Genomic DNA, 17,714 nt, shown 5'->3' with positions numbered 1-17,714 from the left:
CGGTGACCGGGCGGGGGGTGCACCTGCGCGACGGCTTCCGGACCCGGCTGTGGCCGATCCCGACCCTGTGCGTGCTGTGGGGGCTGGGGCTCGGACTGCTGCTGCCGTGGGTCGACCGCCTGATCGGTGACGGGGAGTCGGACTTGATCTTCGGCGGTGGCGCCGATGCCGCGCGGACGGTGCTCGACACGATCGCCGGTTCGTTGATCACGGTGACGTCGTTGACGTTCTCGCTGACGGTCGTCACGTTGCAGCTGGCCAGCAGCCAGTTCTCGCCCCGGCTGCTGCGCACCTTCACCCGCGACCTGGTCGTGCAGACGACGCTGGGGCTGTTCCTCGGGACGTTCGCGTACGCGCTGACCGTGCTGCGGTCGGTCCGCACGGCCACCGGCGGCGAGGAGCCGTTCGTGCCCAGCGTCTCGGTGACCGTCGCGTACCTGTTGGCGGCCGTCAGCGTGCTGGCGCTGGTGTTCTTCCTGGCGCACCTGACGCGGACCATCCGGGTCGAGAGCCTGTTGCGTGGCGTGCACCAGGAGGCCTCGCGGCTGGTCGAGCGGGAGTCCGGGGGCGACCGGATCACCGCGACCGACGCGCTCGCGATGGTGCCGGCCGGCGCGCTGCGCGTGGTCGCGACCACGTCGGGATTCCTGTGCGGCGTGGCCGAGCGGGAGCTCGTCGGCGTCGCCAGGGAGCACGACTCGGTGGTGCTGTTCGAGCGGCAGCCGGGCGACTCCGTCGTGGCGGGCACTCCGCTCGGATGGGTGTGGAGGACCGACGGCGGGCCGTGGGACGACGCCGCCCGTGAGGACCTGGTGACCCGTGCGATCGCGACCGTCACCACCGGGTTCGAGCGGACGGGGACCTCGGATGTCGCGCTCGGCCTCCGGCAGCTGACGGACGTCGCGGTCAAGGCCCTCTCGCCGGGCATCAACGACCCCACGACGGCCGCGCACGCGCTGGGGCACTCGTCAGCCCTGCTGTGCCAGCTCAGCCTGGTGCCGCTCGGGCCGCGGCTGCTGCGCGACGACGACGGGACGATTCGCGCCGTCGTGGCGTGGCCGAGCCTGGCGGACCTGGTGGCGATCGCGGTCGAACAGCCGGCCCACTACGGCCGGGAGGACCCGCTGATCATGTCGCGGCTGTTCACCCTGCTGCGCGAGCTGGCGTGGACCGATGGTGCGCACTCAACGGCGCCGATCACCGCGCAACTGGCCCGGCTGCGCCGGCTGGTGGCCGCGACGGACCTCGATCCGATCGACCGGCAGCTCCTGGAGGCCGAGGCCGCCCGTGTCGACGACGCCTTGGCGGGACGGTGGGAGCGGACGGGCCGCGAGCACTGAGGTGGGGCGGTCGGTGGCACCGTTCAAGCGCCCGAGGGCGGTCCGGTAACGTACCCCGCGGTGGCGTGTCCGAGCGGCCGAAGGTGCAACACTCGAAATGTTGTGTGGGGTCAAACCCACCGTGGGTTCAAATCCCACCGCCACCGCCGATCCGAAGCCCCCGTTTTCGACTGGAAAGCCAGTCGGAGCGGGGGCTTTGGCGCTTCGGGGGGTGCCTGGCTCGGATCAATGGGTTTATTGCTCGGCGGCCACCGGGGCGAGGCGGGACAGCTTCCCGGCGTTCGCGCCCAACGCGCGATGGTAGATGGCGAGGACAAGTTGATCGGGAACTCTCTCCGTGCGACGAGCAAGGAATCGATGGCAATGATGTTAACGATTCAAAGAATTGATTAGACCAATCTCACTCCAACTGCGATTCTCGTGGGAGTCGTGACGCGCGTCACGCCGGACACCCAAGGAGAATCCCGTGATCAGAACTTCGCGGCGGCGGATCGCCGTCAATTCGGCAGGAACCTCACCGGTTCAGTCCCGTCGATTCGGCGGCCTCACTCGCGGGCTTGTCGTTGCGACCGCCCTCGTTGTTGTTGCCTCATGTGGAAGTACCGCCGACAGCGGCACGAGCGACGTGGCGGAGCCGCTCACCGGCCTGGACGCGCTCTACGAAGGGACCTTCCACGCGCCGCCTGAGGAAGCGCCGCCCGTGCCTGAGGACCAGTCGTTGTGGATCGTCAACTGTGGCGAGGTGGCCACTGCCTGCTCGACAGCAGCGGCGGGAGCGACCGAGGCCGCCGAGGAAATTGGGTGGGAGGCACGTCTGTGTGACGGCGAGCTCAACGCCGGTGGTGCTTGGGCCAACTGCATCCGGCAGGCGATCGCAGCGAACGCCGATGCCCTCCTGCTCATCGCCATCGATTGCGGCGCCATCGCGCAGCCCCTCCAGGAGGCCGCGTCAGCAGGGATCCCCACAGTCTCCAGCCTCGGGTACGACTGTGATGATCCCGAGATCGGAGAGGAGTCGCTCTTCACGGCCTCGGTCATCCCGTCGGACGACTATCCGACCACCGCCGAGTACACGATCGCGCTCGGAGAAGCCCGCGCTGACTGGGTTCGCGCCGTTGGCGGCGACGAGGCCGAGGTCATCGAGGTCGACTTCCAAGGGGTTCTGGCCGGCGTGTACGCACACAAGGGCTTCACCGAAGGAATGAGCGACTGCGCCTCGTGCACGATTCATTCGGCACCCGTGACCAACCAAAGCATCGGCACACTGCGGCAGACCCTGGAATCGGCCATCCTCCAAAACCCGGAGGCATCGTTCGTCACTGTCACGAACGACGCGCTCGTCCTGCTCGGATCGAGCCAGGCAGTAGCGGGATCCCCGCGACGAAATGAGCTGTCCCTCATCGGTGGCGAAGGCGCACCGCCGGTGCTCGACCTCATGCGCGACGGGCTCGGTGTCAGCGCGGTGCTCGCTCAGTCCATGACGTGGTTCGGCTACGCCGGTATCGACACCATCATTCGCGTACTGAACGACGAGGACGCTGCACCGGCTGGCCTCGGCTTCCAACTGGTCGACACCCAGCGAGGGCTGCCCGAAAGTGGTCCGTACGAGCCGCCGGTCGACTTCAAGGAGGCCTACTTGGCTGCGTGGGCGGCGGCCGAGTGACCATCGGCCACCCTGCAAGTGGTTCCGCCGTACGTCTTGACGGGGTGAGCAAGACGTACGGCGGCACCACCGTCCTGGACCGAGTCGACCTCTCCATCCGACGGGGCACCATCCACGCCCTCCTCGGTGGCAATGGCTCAGGCAAGTCCACACTCATCAAGATTCTCGCCGGGGTCGTTCCGGGGGACAGCGGCGAGATCACGGTGGATGGTGAGACTCATCAGGTCTCACAGCTGACCCCCCACCTGTCAGCAAGACTCGGCTTTCGGTTTGTGCATCAGGACGTCGGCTTGATCGACGACCTCACCGTCGCCGAGAACATCGCGCTCGTGGAGGGGTACCCGACGGGTAGGGCGGGCCGTGTTGACTGGCGACGACTCAACAGTCGGGCCGCTGCGCTACTCGATCAATTCGAGGTGGTCGCGGGTCCGACAGAACTCGTGGGACAACTTTCCCCGGCGCAACGCACCATGGTTGCGGTGGCGCGCGCACTCGCTGGTGCGCCCGCGGGTGGTTCACTGCTCGTTCTCGACGAACCTACCGCGAGCCTCCCCGACCACGAGGTCGACATCCTCCTGGACTACCTCAGGCGCCGAGTTGCTCAGGGCGACACCATCATCTACGTCTCCCATCGCTTGAACGAGATCCGCGCCATCGCCGACGACGTCACCGTCCTGCGCGACGGCCAGAAGGTGGCCGGACTGCCGGTCGCGTCGACCGATGAACAGGGGCTGGTCGAACTGATCGCCGGCCGGCCCGTTGATCGGCTCTACCCCGAGCGACCGGCCGACGCCTCGGCCCGCGACGTGGTCCTGTCAGTGACCGGCCTGACTGCGGGCAGGCTCAGCGACGTATCCGTGACCGTGCGGAGAGGCGAGATCGTGGGAGTGGCCGGACTTCTCGGCGCAGGAAAGTCGACACTCCTGCGATCGATCTTCGGTGCGGGACCGGAACCCCAAGGCGGATCCGTCTCGGTCTGCGGGACGTCGATGGCCGGGCTTTCGACCGTGCAGCGGATGGCCAACGGCGTCGGATATGTACCCGAGGACCGCGCCCGGGACGCGCTGATGGCGGACCTGCCGATCAGCGAGAACTTGTCAATCGCTGCCCTCGAACGACACAGCAGAGGTGGATGGCTCAGCAAGCGGTCCGAGCTCGATGCAGCGGACAACCTCGTAGCCGACTTCAAGGTCAAGGCCACCGGGTCAGCGCAGAGCGTGGGCTCTCTGTCGGGAGGCAACCAGCAGAAGGTGGTTCTGGCGCGTTGGTTGCAACGGCTACCTGATGTGCTCCTGCTGGATGAACCCACCCAAGGCGTCGATGTCGTCGCGCGTGCAGACATCTATGGACTGCTCGACGCGGCTGCCCAGCAAGGCGCCGGAATTGTGCTGGCCTCCACGGACCACGAGGAGCTGGCTCACGTGTGTGATCGCGTGCTGGTGCTGGTTGCCGGGCAAGTCGTCGCAGACGTCTCGACCCGCGACATCGATGCCACCAGCATCGTCGCGCTTACCTACCAGGCGGTGAACGTTTCATGACCATGACACACGACTCAGCAACGTCCGAGCACGATGCTTTGACCCGACCCCGCAGACAGTTGGTTTCGACCCTGTCGGGCCTGGGTGCGAAGTATGGCTTGATCGGGCTGCTTGTGGCGCTTGTGGTGTTCTTCTCGGTACTTCCCTCGACGGGCGAGACCTTCCGCTCACTCGGCAACGCTCAGGCGGTGATGGGCAACGTGTCAGTCGTCGGGATCGTTGCTATCGCGGCGGTCATCCCGCTCATCGCTGGGAACATCGACTTCACCGTCGGCGCGACCAGTGGATTGTGCGCAGCCGTGGTGGCCACCTTTATGTCACAACATGACTGGCCGATGGCGACCGCAATTGCCGCTGCGATGACGGTTGCTCTCATCGTGGCGATCGCCAACGCGACGGTCGTCGCCGTGCTCCACGTGAACCCCTTCATCGTCACCTTGGGTGCATCGATCTTCCTGTCGGGTCTGACCCAGTGGTACACCGGTGGTCGGGACCTTGTCGGCGGCATCAGTCCGGTGATGACCGACTTCGGGTCGAGCACGCTGTGGGTGATCCCAGCGCCGTTCATCCTGCTTGTCGCCGTGGTCGTCGCTGCTTGGTTCGTGACCACGAGCACTCCGGCCGGCCGGCGTCTCAGAGCAATTGGTTCCAACCCGGACGCAGCTGCCTTGGTGGGAGTCCGAGTGGACCGCTTGGTCTTCCTGTCCCTCGTCGCGTCAAGTCTCTTGGCCGGTGTTGCCGGAGTCCTGTTGGTCGCCCGGAACGGGGGAGTGCCGGTCGGCGCCGGCCAGGATCTGCTGTTCCCGGCGCTCGCCGCAGCGTTCCTCGGTGCGACGGTGCTGGACCCCGGCCGCTACAACGTCCTCGGCACCCTCATCGGAGTGATCTTCGTGGCAGCCGCAGTCAGCGGGCTCACTCTTGCCGGGGCGGCAGCCTGGGTCCCCAGCTTCTTCAACGGAGCCGCTCTGGTTCTCGCCGTCCTGTGGTCGACCCTCCTGGCTCGACGCCGACAGACCTGACGTGTGATCCATGCATGAAGCCCCGGACCACACCAGGTCCGGGGCATCGTGCGGCGAAAGTCGCGGATCGACGGCGCCTCGACAGAGCCGACCGGCGAAGGTTCCGGTTAGCGGGGCTGCCACGAGCGGGCCAGCGCGGCGAACCAATCGATCAGGGCGGGATCGTCTACTGCTCGCCGGTCGAGGCAATCGTCGGGATCCTCACCCAGAAATATCCGGCGGATCGGCACCTCAAGCTTCTTGCCGGTCTTGGTGTGGGGTATGCCCGGGACAGCGATGAACTCGTCCGGCACGTGGCGCGGTGAGGTCGAAGAACGGATAGCGAACCGCAGACGTTCGATCAAGTTCTCATCGAGGTCGTGACCATCGACGAGATGGACGAACAGAGGCATGCTGTATCCGCCGTTCGGTCGTTCCATCCCGATCACGAGCGCTTCGGCCACCTCTGGGAGTTGTTCGACCGGCGCCGTGATGTCGCCCGATCCCATGCGGACCCCGTGGCGGTTGAGGGTGGCGTCGGAGCGGCCGTGGATGATGACCGAGCCTCGGCCGGTCACGGTGATCGAGTCGCCATGACACCACGTCCCGGGGTACCGGTCGAAGTAGGCAGCGCGGTACCTCGAGCCGTCCGGATCGCCGAGAATTCGAAGCGGCATGGAAGGCATGGGTGCCGTGATGACCAGCTCGCCGGCTCGGCCGACGACCGAGGCGCCTGCATCGTCGAAGCAGCGCAGGTTGACGCCCAAGCACGGCGCGGAGAGCTCTCCGGGCACAGACGCAACAGTCGGGCTGTGACCCACGAACGCGGTGCACACATCGGTCCCTCCGCTGGTAGATGCGATCGGTACCTCGTCGCCGATGGCATCGGCGACCCACGAATGAAGGTCAGGGGTGAAGGTGGATCCGGTGACTCCGAGAAGGCGCAGGCCGGTGCTGCCCGGGGCCGGCAGCTCGATGCCGCCAGCTCGGCATGCTGCCAGGTACCCGGGACTGGTGCCGAGGACAGTGACGTCGAGCTCTCGGGCGAGGTCCCAAAGTCTGCCGATGCCCGGGTGGCCTGCACTGCCTTCGTAGCAGACGATCTCCGCGCCGCACTGCAGCGCACCGATGAGAAAGTTCCACATCATCCAACTGGGTGAGGTGTACCAGAGAACTCGGTCGTCAGAGCCCAGGTCGAGGTGCAGGGTCCCGATCTTCCGCTGCTCCAGCAGAATCCCGCCGTGACCGTGGACCAGGCCCTTGGGTTTGCCAGTGGTCCCTGATGTGAAAAGCACCCACAGCGGGTGGTCGAACGGCACCCGGGCGGGCGACCAGGCCGATGCAGCATTCGAGACGACAGTGTCGAAGCTGGCAGCGTCCTTGTCCCACTCGGTGACTCCGACGATGGCGGTCGCCACCACCTCGGCAAGCCCCTCCCGAAGCACAGCGACGTCATCGCGGCGGTCGACGAGCCGGCCGCCGACGTGGGTCTGCTTGGCTGCGATCAGGACCTTCGGGCGCAGCTGGCCAAGCCGGGCCAAAGCGGCCTCCCCGGCGTAGTCGAGTCCGCACAGGCCCCAGGTGGCGCCGACGCTCGCAGCCGAGAGAAACGCAACGACTGCCTCGGTTGAGTTGGGGAGGTAACCGGCGACCGCATCACCGGTGCCAACTCCGTGTGCGCGGAGCCAGGCGGCGCCGGACGCCACTTGCTGCTGGAGTTCAGACCATGACAGCGTCCTGACGATGCCGAACTCGTCCACACCGGTGACGGCAGTGTCATCCGGGCTGCGGTGGCGGAACATCTCTTCGGCGTAGTTGAGCTGCACACCAGGGAACCACTCAGCTCCCGGCATGGCCGAGTCGGTCAGCACGGGATCGGAGGCGTCGCGGTGGGGCATGCCGACGTAGTCCCACACCGCGGACCAGAACGCGTCCGGTTCGTCGATCGACCAGCTCCACAGGCGTCGGTAGTCGTGCATCTCGGTGCCGAGTTTTCGGCCGACACCATCGGAGAAGTCCAGCAGTTGTGGTCGGGGTACCGCCTCGCGGGTGGATCGTGGTGAGGACACGGGGCCACACTAGGTACCGAGTCGCCCACGCGACAGCGATACTTTGGCATGAGAAGTATTGATTCGATCGATGGAAGTGGGTGACCAAGTGAACCGCGACGAGCTCTACAGGCTGGATCTCAACCTGCTGCTGGCCTTCGACGCACTCATGGCCGAGAGCAGCGTCACCCGCGCTGCTGAGCGCATGTCCATCGGCCAACCGGCGATGAGTGCTTCGTTGGCACGCCTACGCAAGTTCTTCGACGACCCGCTACTCGTGCGGCAAGGGCGATCCCTGGCTCCGACCAACCGCGCACTGGAACTTGTCGCCCCGATCAGAGAGGCACTCGACGGCCTGGAGTCCACGATCCGCGCCGGTCGAGAGTTCGACCCGACGACGAGCAGTCGAACCTTCACGGTAATGGCCAGTGACTACGTGCTCTTGATGTTCCTGGGGCCGCTGCTGTCCGACCTCCGGCGCGAAGCGCCCCACGTACGGTTCGAAATTTTTCCGGTCACCCGCGACGCAGCTCCATCAGTCGTGCGGTCGCAGCTCGACCTGCTGATCTATCCCGACGAGTTGGTGGAGGACGAGCCACTTGTGCGCTCGCGAATGCTGTTCACCGACCGTCTGGTGTGTGCGGTCGCCCGGGACCATCCAGATGTGGGAGACGTCATGACCGAGCACCAGTTCCGCACCTTGCCGTCAGTGTCGTTCAGCAGTTCGTCGACGGCGACGATCAGTGACATGCGGTTGCAGCAGGTCGGCTACGAGCGGCCGCTGGCCATCGAGGCGCAGAGTTTCGTTGTGCAACCGCTTCTCCTGCCCGGGACAACGATGATGGCGCTCCTCCCCGAGCGCCTCGCACGATATTTCGAATCACGGATCAGCCTTCGTCTGATGGAGCCACCCGTCGAACTGTCCCCGCTACGAGAGGCCGCGTTCTGGTCGGCCCGCGCCGACGCGGACCCGGCCCATCGGTGGCTGCGTCGCCGGATGGTGGAGGCGGCTGCGCGAATGGAATCAATACATCAGTCTGAGTGATGTCAGCGATCGAAAAGCATCACTTCCGAAGGATGAGAGATGCACCTAGAGTCAACCTCATTGCGTGACGCGGACCACACCGAAGCCTCCTAGGGGAGGCAGTCCACGTCCATTCATGGGAGGGCTCGGACGTGCGGGCACTGATAGTGGGAGCCGGGATCGGCGGACTCGCAACGTCGATCTCGCTGGCGCAGCAGGGTCTCGATGTGACCCTGGTCGAGCGACGTGAAACTGTCGAAGCACTCGGCAGCGGCATCACCCTCATCGGGCCATCGCTGCGTGCGCTCGCCGCACTAGGCCTCCACGACGAGTGCCTTCGGCGCGGATACGGGTTCTCCAACTTCGACACCTTCGCACTCGACGGGTCGGTGGCGAGTAGCTTCGAAATTCCCTCACCTGTCGGCACGGACCAGCCCGGCATGCTCGGCATGATGCGGCCGGCGCTGCACTCGGTCCTGCTCGACCATGCGCTGGGGCTCGGCGTCCCGATCCGGACCTCTGCCGAACCCGTTTCGCTCCATCAGGTCGACGCGGCCGTTTCCGTCGACTTCGCCGACGGATCCAGAGGTGAATTCGACTTGGTGGTCGGTGCTGACGGAGTCAGGTCCACCGTTCGCACACTCGTGTTCGGTGACCTGCCGACCACCTTTCGCGGACAGGGATGCATTCGAGCCGTTCTTCCGCGCCCGCCCGGCGTGAGTGGTGAGGTCCAGTACCACCCGGCAGGTGATGTCTTCCTCGGGTTCACCCCGACCTCCGACACGTCCATGTACCTCTACTGCTCGATCCCCGTGCCCTCCGACTACCGGCCCACCCAAGAACAGATCGTCGATCTGCTCCTGGAGAAGACGGCGCCCTTCGGCGGACTAGTCGCCGACGTGCGACCCGACATCGGGGATCCGTCCCTCGTGAATTTCGCCTCCTTCGAGACCGTTCTGGTCCCGGAGCCGTGGCACCGCGGCGGCGCTGTCCTGCTCGGTGACGCGGCCCACTGCCCGACGCCGCAACTGGCTGCCGGCGCTGCGATGTGCCTGGAGGACGCGGTGGTCCTCGGTGAAGAACTGGGAAGGTCTCACTCGGTCGAGGACGCGCTCGCCGCCTACAGCGCACGTCGCTACGACAGGTGCCGCTTCGTGGTCGACACGGCCTGTCAGCTCAGCCACTGGCAGACACATCCGAACACTCCCGGTGCCGAGCATGAACGAGTCACCGCCGAAGCATTTGGCCGACTGGCCGAGCCCTACTGAGATCGGGAGGATCCGATGACATCCACCGCACCTACCCGCGAGCAAACCACCGATCGACAACTGCTCGAGCACTACATCGCGACCTGCTCGAACTGGGGCCGCTGGGGCGACGACGACGAGATCGGCACGCTCAACCTCGTGGGGGCCGAACAGATCACCCGAGCCGCGGCCCTCGTCACGCAAGGCAAGAGCTTCTCGCTCAGCCTTCCCTACGACCAGACCGGGCCGCAGCCGGGCGGCTTCCGCTCCAACCCCCAACTGCTTGTGACAGCGAGCGGCAGCGACCACGTCTCCGGAGCCCAGGACCCGCTCCCGGGTGGCTTCGGACCAGCCCAAGGGTTCGGATTCTCCGACGACGTCCTGGTCATGCCAACCCAGTGCGGCACTCAATGGGACTCCTTGTCCCACATCTTCTGGGAGGGGCGCATGTACAACGGCCGCTCCGCCGGCGATGTGACCAGCCGTGGTGCGGCACACAACGGCATCGAGCACTGGACGGGCCGGATGGTCATGCCTGCGGTTCTGATCGACATCGCACGTCATCGAGGTGTGGTCTCGCTGGCTCCCGGTGAGGCCATCGGGCCGGACGAGATCGACGACTACCTCCAGGCCCATGACGTCGACCTTCAGCCCGGATCTGCGATCCTCATTCGCACCGGCTTCATGAACGAGCGTCGCGGCAGGTGGGGCGACTACGCCGGTGGCGACGCCCCCGGCCTGTCGCTGCACATGGCCCCGTGGCTGCACGATCGCGAAGTGGCTGCGATCGCCACGGACACGTGGGGGGTGGAGGTTCGACCGAACGAAATCGGATACTTCCAGCCACTGCACATCGTGGCCCTGGTCCACGGCGGACTCGCCTTCGGCGAGATGTTCGACCTCGATGCACTCGCAGATGACTGTGCGGACGACGGGATCGTCGAGGTCATGCTCGTCGCTTCCCCGCTCCCGCTGACCGGCGCCTCGGGTGCACCGGTCAGCGCCCTTGCCCTCAAGTAGCCCGGAGGCTGACGTGTTCGAACCTTTTCCCCACAAGTATGTCTGGAACCTCTCAGTGAACTTGGCTCTCTCCGTCGGCGGCCACATCGGCGAGATCGACAAAGCCTGCCGTCCGCTGCTGAACGAGGGCAATGACGCAGATGAAGACGCCCAGACCCAGATGTTTTTCGAGTCATGGTGCGAGCTGGCCGAGACCCTGGTCGAACTGGCCAACGAGGACGAGGCCGCAGGTCGGCCGAGATCGGCCGGCGCCAAGCTGGCCCGTGCCACTGCTTACTACCAAACGGCTGAACGTATGCAGGCCCGAACCTTCGCGCCCCGCCGCGCGGCTTACGCCGCGTCTTTGGCAAGTTTCGATCGGCACCTTGAGCTCACTCGTTCCCCGGCGCAAAAGGTCGAGGTGCCCTTCGGGGCCGAGTCGCTGCCGGGCATCCTCATCCGCCCACCAGCAACCGCCCGCCGCACCCCTTGCGTCATCTTCTGGAACGGGCTCGACAGCACGAAGGAGCAGATCTTCGGCACCGGCGTTGCCCAGGAACTCTTGGCCCGCGGCATCGGGTCCCTGATCGTCGACACCCCGGGATCGGGCGAGGCGCTACGCCTGCGAAACCTGACCGCCTCGGTCGCCACCGAATCCTGGGCCACAGCCTGCGTTGACTTCCTCGAGGATCAACCAGACATCGACCCCCAACTCATCGGACTCGTCGCCTGGTCACTCGGCGGCTACTACGGACCGCGCGCCACGGCCTTCGAGCCCCGGCTGAGCTTTGGAGTCGCCTGGGGATCGAACTACGACTGGGGCCAAGTGCAACAGCAGCGCCTCGCGAATCAAGGTGACCGACCCGTCCCGCATTACTGGGACCACGTCCAGTGGGTGTGGGGCTGCGACAACCTCGACGACTTCATTGAGCTCTCCGAGAGCATCAACCTGCGAGGGGTCGCCGACAAGATCTCCGTGCCGTACCTCGTCGTGCACGGAGAGCACGACCGGCAGATCGACGTCGGGTACGCCCATCAGCTGTATGCCGACCTGACCTCCAGTCCGGCCCCCGCGCTGAAGATCTTTGGTGACCGAGAGGGCGGTGTCGAACACTGCAGCGTCGACAACATGCTGGTGGTCCGCGACTACATCTGCGACTGGATCGACCTCACGTTGGCGTCACTCGAGGACACTGCTCACCCTTCGCGGCAGGGGGTTGCGTGATGAACCACCGACTGATGCACAGTCTGGGATATCTGGGCGTCACCACCCCCCGGGCCGAGGAATGGCCCGACTTCGCCCGCCGGGTGTTCGGCATGGAAGTCGTCAGCGATGAGACCGGCGCACACCGGATGCGGTGGGACGACCGCGCGTTCCGTCTCGCCGTCCACCCCGGTGACACGGACGAAGTCGCCTACATCGGGTGGGAGTCACGCGACAGCGGCGATCTTGACCGGATTACCGCAACCCTGCGGTCTCGAGGAGTCGAGGTCGTTGTCGAGTCGGCGGAAGTGGCGAACCAACGGATGGTCAGTGAACTCGTCTCCTTCCATGACCCGTTCGGCATCCGGCATGAGGTCTACGCCGGCGCCGTCGAATTCGATCGGTCTTTCCGGGGTGAGCGTTCGACCACCAAGTTCCGCACCGGGCCGCAGGGCCTCGGGCACGCGGTGCTCGTTGTTCCTGACCTGGAGGTCGGCACCGCCTTCTACGAGGAAGTGCTCGGCCTGGTCACCACCGACGTGGTTCACCACGGTCCCGCCTTGGGCACCATGCGCTTCCTGCGGTGCAACACCCGCCATCACAGCATCGCCCTGTGGGAGATGCCGGGACGGCTGCTCGGCCTTCAGCACCTGATGGTCGAATCCGAAAGCGTTGACGAGGTCGGGCGTGCCTACGACACGGTGCAGACCGGACCTTGGGAGGTCAGCGCGACCCTGGGCCGGCACGTGGGTGACGAGCAGATGTCGTTCTACACCCGAACCCCAAGTGGATTCGACATCGAGCTCGGCTGCGACTCGATCGACATCGACGATGCGACCTGGACGATGCGCCTCATCGACAAGACCGCTGGAGCCCCGAACGAGGTGTGGGGCCACCACTGGCGCGACCTTGGGCCGCAGTCCTCGTTGCGCGCGGTGGAGACATGGTCATGATCGACGTCCACGCTCACCTTTTCTTCGACGAGCTGATGGGCGAAGCAGGGACGTACGGTCCCGCCATCCAGACCGGCCCATCCGGACATCGCTTGGTGACCGGAGGCATGGAGTGGCCGGTCAGCGACCCGTCGCTCCTCGCTGCTTCTCCAGCGAGTCGCCTCGACGCGCTCGACGATGCGGGAATCGAGATGCAGGTGGTGTCGATCTCGCCGTTGTGGCTCTTCCACCACGCTCCGCCGGAGGTCGCAGAACGCTTCGCCGGCCTCGCGAACAACTTGCTCTCCTCGTGGTGCTCAAGGACGGACGGCCGGGGCCTCGGTCTCGCCCAGCTGCCGACCCAACGTCCCGAGGCGGCAGCCGAAGAGTTGCACCGATGCGTGAAGGATCTCGGGATGGTGGGCGGCTACATGGGTTCTGATGCCCGGCCTCACCTGGACAATGAAGCGCTCGACCCCGTTTACCAGGCGTGCCAGGACCTGGACGTGCCCTTGTTCGTGCACTCCGCCATGCCGGGAATTGATGGACCACCGGGTGACCCCCGACTGGACAGATGGACGGGCCAAGCCGTCATCGGGTACCCGCTGGAAGACACCATCGCTGCGAGCAGTTTTCTTCTTGGATCCGTCCTTGACCGCTTCCCGCGGCTCGACGTCTGCTTGTCACATGCGGGCGGCGGTCTTGCCATGCTCTGGGGACGACTCAGCGCCTTCGCCCGCACGGCCCGATCCCCGGTCACCGAGGCTCGCCTGAACGAACACCTTCAGCGACTTTGGTTCGACGTCCATGTGCACTCCGACGAAGCTGACGCACTCGTCCGCAGAACGTTGCCCACCGATCACTTGGTGTTCGGGTCGAACTTCGGAGGATGGGACTCAGAACGTCCACCGAACCATCTGGATCCCGCCCTGACGAGTAATGCCCGCAGGCTCTTGCGCCTCGATCGGGCAGCCGGCGCGACCCCGCCGGCGAGTTCGTCAGCGAAGCACCGGCCTCCTCACCCCATGTCCGTGCAGTCTCTTCCCATCATCACCACCCAGGAGGTTGAGCCATGACCGTCGACAGCACGACCGATCTGACGAATCCGACCCGCCCCGCGCTGTCGTCAGCAGAATCCGACGCGATCCTCACCGGTATCTCTCACGCCTTCGTCAACCCGGTTCGCTCACCAGTTCTGTGGTCCCCGAGCGACGCGGGACTGGACTTCCAAGACGTCACCTTTCCCTCGGCGGACGGAGTGCCCTTGGAAGGCTGGTTCATCCCGGCCAACAGCGACAAGCTGGTGATCCTCAACCACCCCATGGGCTTCAGCCGGGCAGGCCTGCCCACCCACCTCGAACCGTGGAAGACGATCTGGGGATCGAGCGGCAACACGATGGACGTCAACTTCGTGCCCGACTACGACATCCTCCATCGGGCTGGCTACAACGTCCTGACTTACGACCTGCGCAATTTTGGCCTGAGCGGAGCAGCCAACGGAGGAGCGGTGACCAGTGGACTGTACGAGGCGCGGGACGTTCTCGGTTCGCTAGGCTTCGCCCGCCAGCACCAGGCGATGAAGTCGATGAAGATCGCCCTGTTCAGCCGTTGTCTCGGTGCCAACTCGACCTTCGCAGCAATGAAGATCGCCCCCTCGGCGTTTGAGCAGATCACCTGCCTGGTCGCTTGCCAGCCGGTGTCGGACAAAGTGATTATGAGTCGACTGCTTGACATCGTCGGCGTCGGCGCGGACCGGTTGGACGACCTCGACCAACTCGTCACGATCGGGACCTCCGTGCCTTTCGGTAGCCGTCCCGACGCAGAATGGGCCCGGCACGTGACCGTCCCGACCTATATATATGGCGTCCGCGATGACGCGTTGACCCGGCCGCACGATCTTGAACGGATGTATGAGCTGATTGACGTGGACTCCAAGGAACTCTCCTGGGTCGAGGGAACGACCCGGCGTTGGGACGGCTACCTGGAGTTTCAGCGACGGCCCCGGCCGATCCTGGATTGGCTCTCCACCCACCTGAATCAGTAGAGGGGGACGCCACTGGTGTTCGATGCCAGGGTTGACCTGACCTACCGGCTGGCTTCTCGATTGGTCTGCTCTCCGTGAGTCTGAATCCCTCCGCCACCCGGCCCTGAGGGCGGCGCCAGCGTGGGTTCAAATCCCACCGCCACCGCCGATCCGAAGCTCCCGTTTTCACTGGAATGACAGTGGAAGCGGGGGCTTTGGTAGTTTGGGGGACATTGCCCGCTTGGAGGTCCGCAAGGTTGTTCGGTCCGATGCTGGCGGCCTCAGGGTCCACCAGGCCCGACACTTTGGCGTGGTCCGACTTGTCGTGGGAGGCTCAATGCTTGCGGCTCGGTTTGTGTTCTGAGCCTGTCGGGCAAACACCGAGAATCCTCGGCGAAACCAGCCGGCCGGTCCGCTTGCTCCACAACGCTCGGGGCAGTGCCCGTTCGTCCTCGTCTTCTTCACACTGCCGATCCTGCCGCCTCTTATAGGAGAGATCTGCGGCCGCATCTACGACACGGTGCGAGGCGAGAATCGCCCCATACGCAGAACTGCAGTCGGTCGACACACGGCAATGCCGTCGGCCAACTCCTAGGCAACGTCAAGAGGCACGGCCGGCGCTCTACGCATGGGGCGCCGGCCCTGCCTGTTTGGAAAGGACGGAGATCGTCAGACCGACGCGCCAGCGAAGGAAGCGTGTGCGTCGAAGGATCCGCGGGGCGGGGTGACGTTGTTGTCGCGGCACCACTTGCCGGGCTCACGCTGACCCCGGCGGGGACGACCGTCGGACGGGTCGAGCTGGGCCGGGATCGGCGGCAACGGCGGCATCTCGATGCCGGACTCCGAGGCGAGCTCGTCGGCGTCCTTCTCCTCCGACATGCCGATCGGGCCGACGCGCTGGGCGTTGAGGAACTGCGCCACGACCGGCTCGGTGCTGCTCAGGAGCATCTCGCGGGGACCGAACATCGCCAGGTGCTTGTGGTAGAGCAGGCCGATATTGTCGGGCACCGTGCGGGCGGTGTTGATGTCGTGGGTCACGATCAGGAACGTCGCGTCGATCTGCGCGTTCAGGTCGATGAAGAGCTGGTTGATGTAGGCCGTGCGGACCGGGTCCAGGCCTGAGTCGGGCTCGTCGATCAGCAGGATCTCCGGATCGAGCACCAACGCGCGGGCCAGGCCGGCGCGCTTGCGCATGCCGCCGGAGATCTCACCGGGGAGCTTGTTCTCCGAACCCGTCAGACCCACCAGCTCCATCTTGTCCATCACGACCTGACGGATCTCCGACTCGGACTTCTTGGTGTGCTCACGAAGCGGGAACGCGACGTTGTCATAGAGGTCCATCGAGCCGAACATCGCCCCGTCCTGGAACAGCACCCCGAACAGCTTGCGGATCTCGTAGAGGTCCTTCTCCGAGCAGTTCGCGATGTCAGTGCCCTCGATCCACACATGACCCGCGTTGGGCTTGAGCAGACCGATCACCGTCTTCAGGAACACCGACTTGCCGGTGCCCGACGGGCCGAGCATCACCGAGATTTCACCGGCCGGGAGTGTCAAGGACACGTCGCTCCAGATCACTTGCGATCCGAACTTCTTCGTCAGTCCCTCGACCTTGACTTCTACACCCACCGTGGCTCCTCCTTAGGTTGCGATTGCTACACGCTCAGCGTGGTTGTGGGAAACGGCCGTTCGACGTGGATCAGACCGGTTCAAGATCAGACACGAACCAGCCCTCGTCGGTCTCGCTCATCGTGGCCAGCACTCGAAAGCCACCGGTCACCGGAGGCTCGGAGCCGGATTGAGTGACCTGCGTCAGCAGCATGAGCACGGTGACCGATCCTTTGCCGGCGCTCTGGACGCCGGCTGAGGTCACCTGCACCTCGTTGACAATCTGGCGGGCTTCGGCATCCGGCTGGATCTGCTCGCGGAGTGTCAGTCTCATCTCCTCGCCGAAGTCTCCCGTGGTGTTGCCGACGGCAAGCTCGACGTAGGAGTCGAACGACCCGAAGTCGTACGACAACATGGCCGGGATCCTGGTGGTGGCGGACTCCAGTGCTGCCCTGCCTGTGTCACGTTCTTCCTCCGCCTGGGTGACAGCAAGCCGCAGCCCGACGTTCGAGACGACAGCGGCCACCAACAGACTGATCAGCACCACCCGTCCGGCGCCATGACCCATCTCCCCGACGAGTCGCTTGACCCCGTTGGCTGCTGCGGCCGCCGACCTCTTCGAGCGGGTCACACGAACTCCATCCCGGCGACCAACCAGCGACCGTCGGTCTGGCGAAGATCGACTGTCATACGGTAGTGGCGCGGGGACGAGGCACCCGGCTGACCCTGGGTGACGGTACCGGTTGCTGCTACCACGACCGTCGCGCTGTCGTCGTCGCGCCGGACGAGTCCCGCCGCGACCACCTCGCCGGATGCCTCGACCTGGGCTGAGGTGAGCGTGTCGCGGAAGGTCTCTGCTTGTGCAGCGAACTGCTCCTTGAACTCGTCGGTGCTCCGGTCCAGGACATCGGCCAGATCGTCGTCCGCAGTATTCGCGTCGACACCGATCAGCGCCGTGACCGTAGTTGAAGCTGCTTCGACGGCGGCAGCGTCGACGTCACGTGCCGCACCGATCTCACGAAGATCTCTCCACTGGGACCATCCCAGGACTGCGGCACCCACGACCAAGAGAGCGACGGCAACTGTCGACCAC

Annotated in this window: 15 protein-coding genes and 1 tRNA gene; 12 read left to right on the top strand and 4 right to left on the bottom strand. The window is 65.5% G+C overall.

Annotated features, from left to right (window positions below):
* Positions 1–2: 2 nt before the first annotated feature.
* The 5 genes from HMPREF0063_RS12890 (at position 3) to HMPREF0063_RS12870 (ending at position 5,560) form a co-directional block, all read left to right on the top strand.
* Positions 3–1,340, top strand: a complete 1,338-nt coding sequence (locus tag HMPREF0063_RS12890) for a DUF2254 domain-containing protein (RefSeq protein ID WP_007079130.1) — start codon at positions 3–5, stop codon at positions 1,338–1,340.
* A 59-nt stretch (positions 1,341–1,399) separates the two neighbouring features.
* Positions 1,400–1,486: transfer RNA gene (locus tag HMPREF0063_RS12885), tRNA-Ser, on the top strand.
* A 320-nt stretch (positions 1,487–1,806) separates the two neighbouring features.
* Positions 1,807–3,003: a sugar ABC transporter substrate-binding protein gene (locus tag HMPREF0063_RS12880; RefSeq protein ID WP_083788930.1), complete on the top strand. Its 1,197-nt coding sequence runs from the start codon at positions 1,807–1,809 to the stop codon at positions 3,001–3,003.
* A 44-nt stretch (positions 3,004–3,047) separates the two neighbouring features.
* The gene (locus HMPREF0063_RS12875; RefSeq protein ID WP_007079128.1) at positions 3,048–4,541 is read left to right on the top strand and encodes a sugar ABC transporter ATP-binding protein; all 1,494 of its coding nucleotides are present in this window, start codon (positions 3,048–3,050) and stop codon (positions 4,539–4,541) included.
* Positions 4,538–5,560: an ABC transporter permease gene (locus HMPREF0063_RS12870; protein ID WP_007079127.1), complete on the top strand. Its 1,023-nt coding sequence runs from the start codon at positions 4,538–4,540 to the stop codon at positions 5,558–5,560. The genes HMPREF0063_RS12875 and HMPREF0063_RS12870 overlap by 4 nt, the downstream gene beginning before the upstream one ends.
* Positions 5,561–5,667: 107 nt before the next feature.
* On the opposite strand, the gene HMPREF0063_RS12865 is transcribed toward HMPREF0063_RS12870, so the two are convergent.
* On the bottom strand, positions 5,668–7,608 hold the full coding sequence (locus HMPREF0063_RS12865) for an acetoacetate--CoA ligase (RefSeq protein ID WP_007079126.1): 1,941 nt from the start codon (positions 7,606–7,608) through the stop codon (positions 5,668–5,670).
* Between the two features lie 88 nt (positions 7,609–7,696).
* On the opposite strand from HMPREF0063_RS12865, the gene HMPREF0063_RS12860 reads away from it, so the two are divergent.
* The 7 genes from HMPREF0063_RS12860 (at position 7,697) to HMPREF0063_RS12830 (ending at position 15,037) form a co-directional block, all read left to right on the top strand.
* On the top strand, positions 7,697–8,632 hold the full coding sequence (locus tag HMPREF0063_RS12860) for a LysR family transcriptional regulator (protein ID WP_169309989.1): 936 nt from the start codon (positions 7,697–7,699) through the stop codon (positions 8,630–8,632).
* A 131-nt stretch (positions 8,633–8,763) separates the two neighbouring features.
* The gene (locus HMPREF0063_RS12855) at positions 8,764–9,879 is read left to right on the top strand and encodes an FAD-dependent monooxygenase (RefSeq protein WP_040320288.1); all 1,116 of its coding nucleotides are present in this window, start codon (positions 8,764–8,766) and stop codon (positions 9,877–9,879) included.
* Between the two features lie 15 nt (positions 9,880–9,894).
* On the top strand, positions 9,895–10,878 hold the full coding sequence (locus HMPREF0063_RS12850; protein ID WP_007079123.1) for a cyclase family protein: 984 nt from the start codon (positions 9,895–9,897) through the stop codon (positions 10,876–10,878).
* Positions 10,879–10,891: 13 nt separating this feature from the next.
* Positions 10,892–12,082, top strand: coding sequence for an alpha/beta hydrolase family protein (locus tag HMPREF0063_RS12845; RefSeq protein WP_050760960.1), 1,191 nt, complete (start codon positions 10,892–10,894; stop codon positions 12,080–12,082).
* Positions 12,082–13,014 carry a VOC family protein gene (locus HMPREF0063_RS12840; RefSeq protein ID WP_007079121.1) on the top strand — a complete coding sequence of 311 codons (933 nt, stop codon included), beginning with the start codon at positions 12,082–12,084 and terminating at the stop codon, positions 13,012–13,014. The genes HMPREF0063_RS12845 and HMPREF0063_RS12840 overlap by 1 nt, the downstream gene beginning before the upstream one ends.
* Positions 13,011–14,069 carry an amidohydrolase family protein gene (locus tag HMPREF0063_RS12835; RefSeq protein WP_169309988.1) on the top strand — a complete coding sequence of 353 codons (1,059 nt, stop codon included), beginning with the start codon at positions 13,011–13,013 and terminating at the stop codon, positions 14,067–14,069. The genes HMPREF0063_RS12840 and HMPREF0063_RS12835 overlap by 4 nt, the downstream gene beginning before the upstream one ends.
* Positions 14,066–15,037 carry an alpha/beta hydrolase gene (locus HMPREF0063_RS12830; protein ID WP_007079119.1) on the top strand — a complete coding sequence of 324 codons (972 nt, stop codon included), beginning with the start codon at positions 14,066–14,068 and terminating at the stop codon, positions 15,035–15,037. Before HMPREF0063_RS12835 ends, HMPREF0063_RS12830 begins: the two co-directional genes overlap by 4 nt.
* A gap of 648 nt (positions 15,038–15,685) precedes the next feature.
* Here the strand turns inward: HMPREF0063_RS12830 and HMPREF0063_RS12825 are convergent.
* The 3 genes from HMPREF0063_RS12825 to HMPREF0063_RS15915 form a co-directional block, all read right to left on the bottom strand.
* Complete coding sequence (locus tag HMPREF0063_RS12825) at positions 15,686–16,642, bottom strand: ABC transporter ATP-binding protein (protein WP_007079118.1); 957 nt, start codon at positions 16,640–16,642, stop codon at positions 15,686–15,688.
* Between the two features lie 70 nt (positions 16,643–16,712).
* Entirely contained in the window at positions 16,713–17,168 is a 456-nt protein-coding gene (locus HMPREF0063_RS12820) for a hypothetical protein (RefSeq protein ID WP_211208735.1), read from the bottom strand.
* Between the two features lie 80 nt (positions 17,169–17,248).
* The gene (locus HMPREF0063_RS15915) at positions 17,249–17,683 is read right to left on the bottom strand and encodes a hypothetical protein (protein WP_156794130.1); all 435 of its coding nucleotides are present in this window, start codon (positions 17,681–17,683) and stop codon (positions 17,249–17,251) included.
* Positions 17,684–17,714: the final 31 nt, after the last annotated feature.

It is taken from the genome of Aeromicrobium marinum DSM 15272 (genome assembly GCF_000160775.2).
Lineage (GTDB): Bacteria > Actinomycetota > Actinomycetes > Propionibacteriales > Nocardioidaceae > Aeromicrobium > Aeromicrobium marinum.
This window is presented reverse-complemented; position numbering and strand designations above follow the sequence as displayed.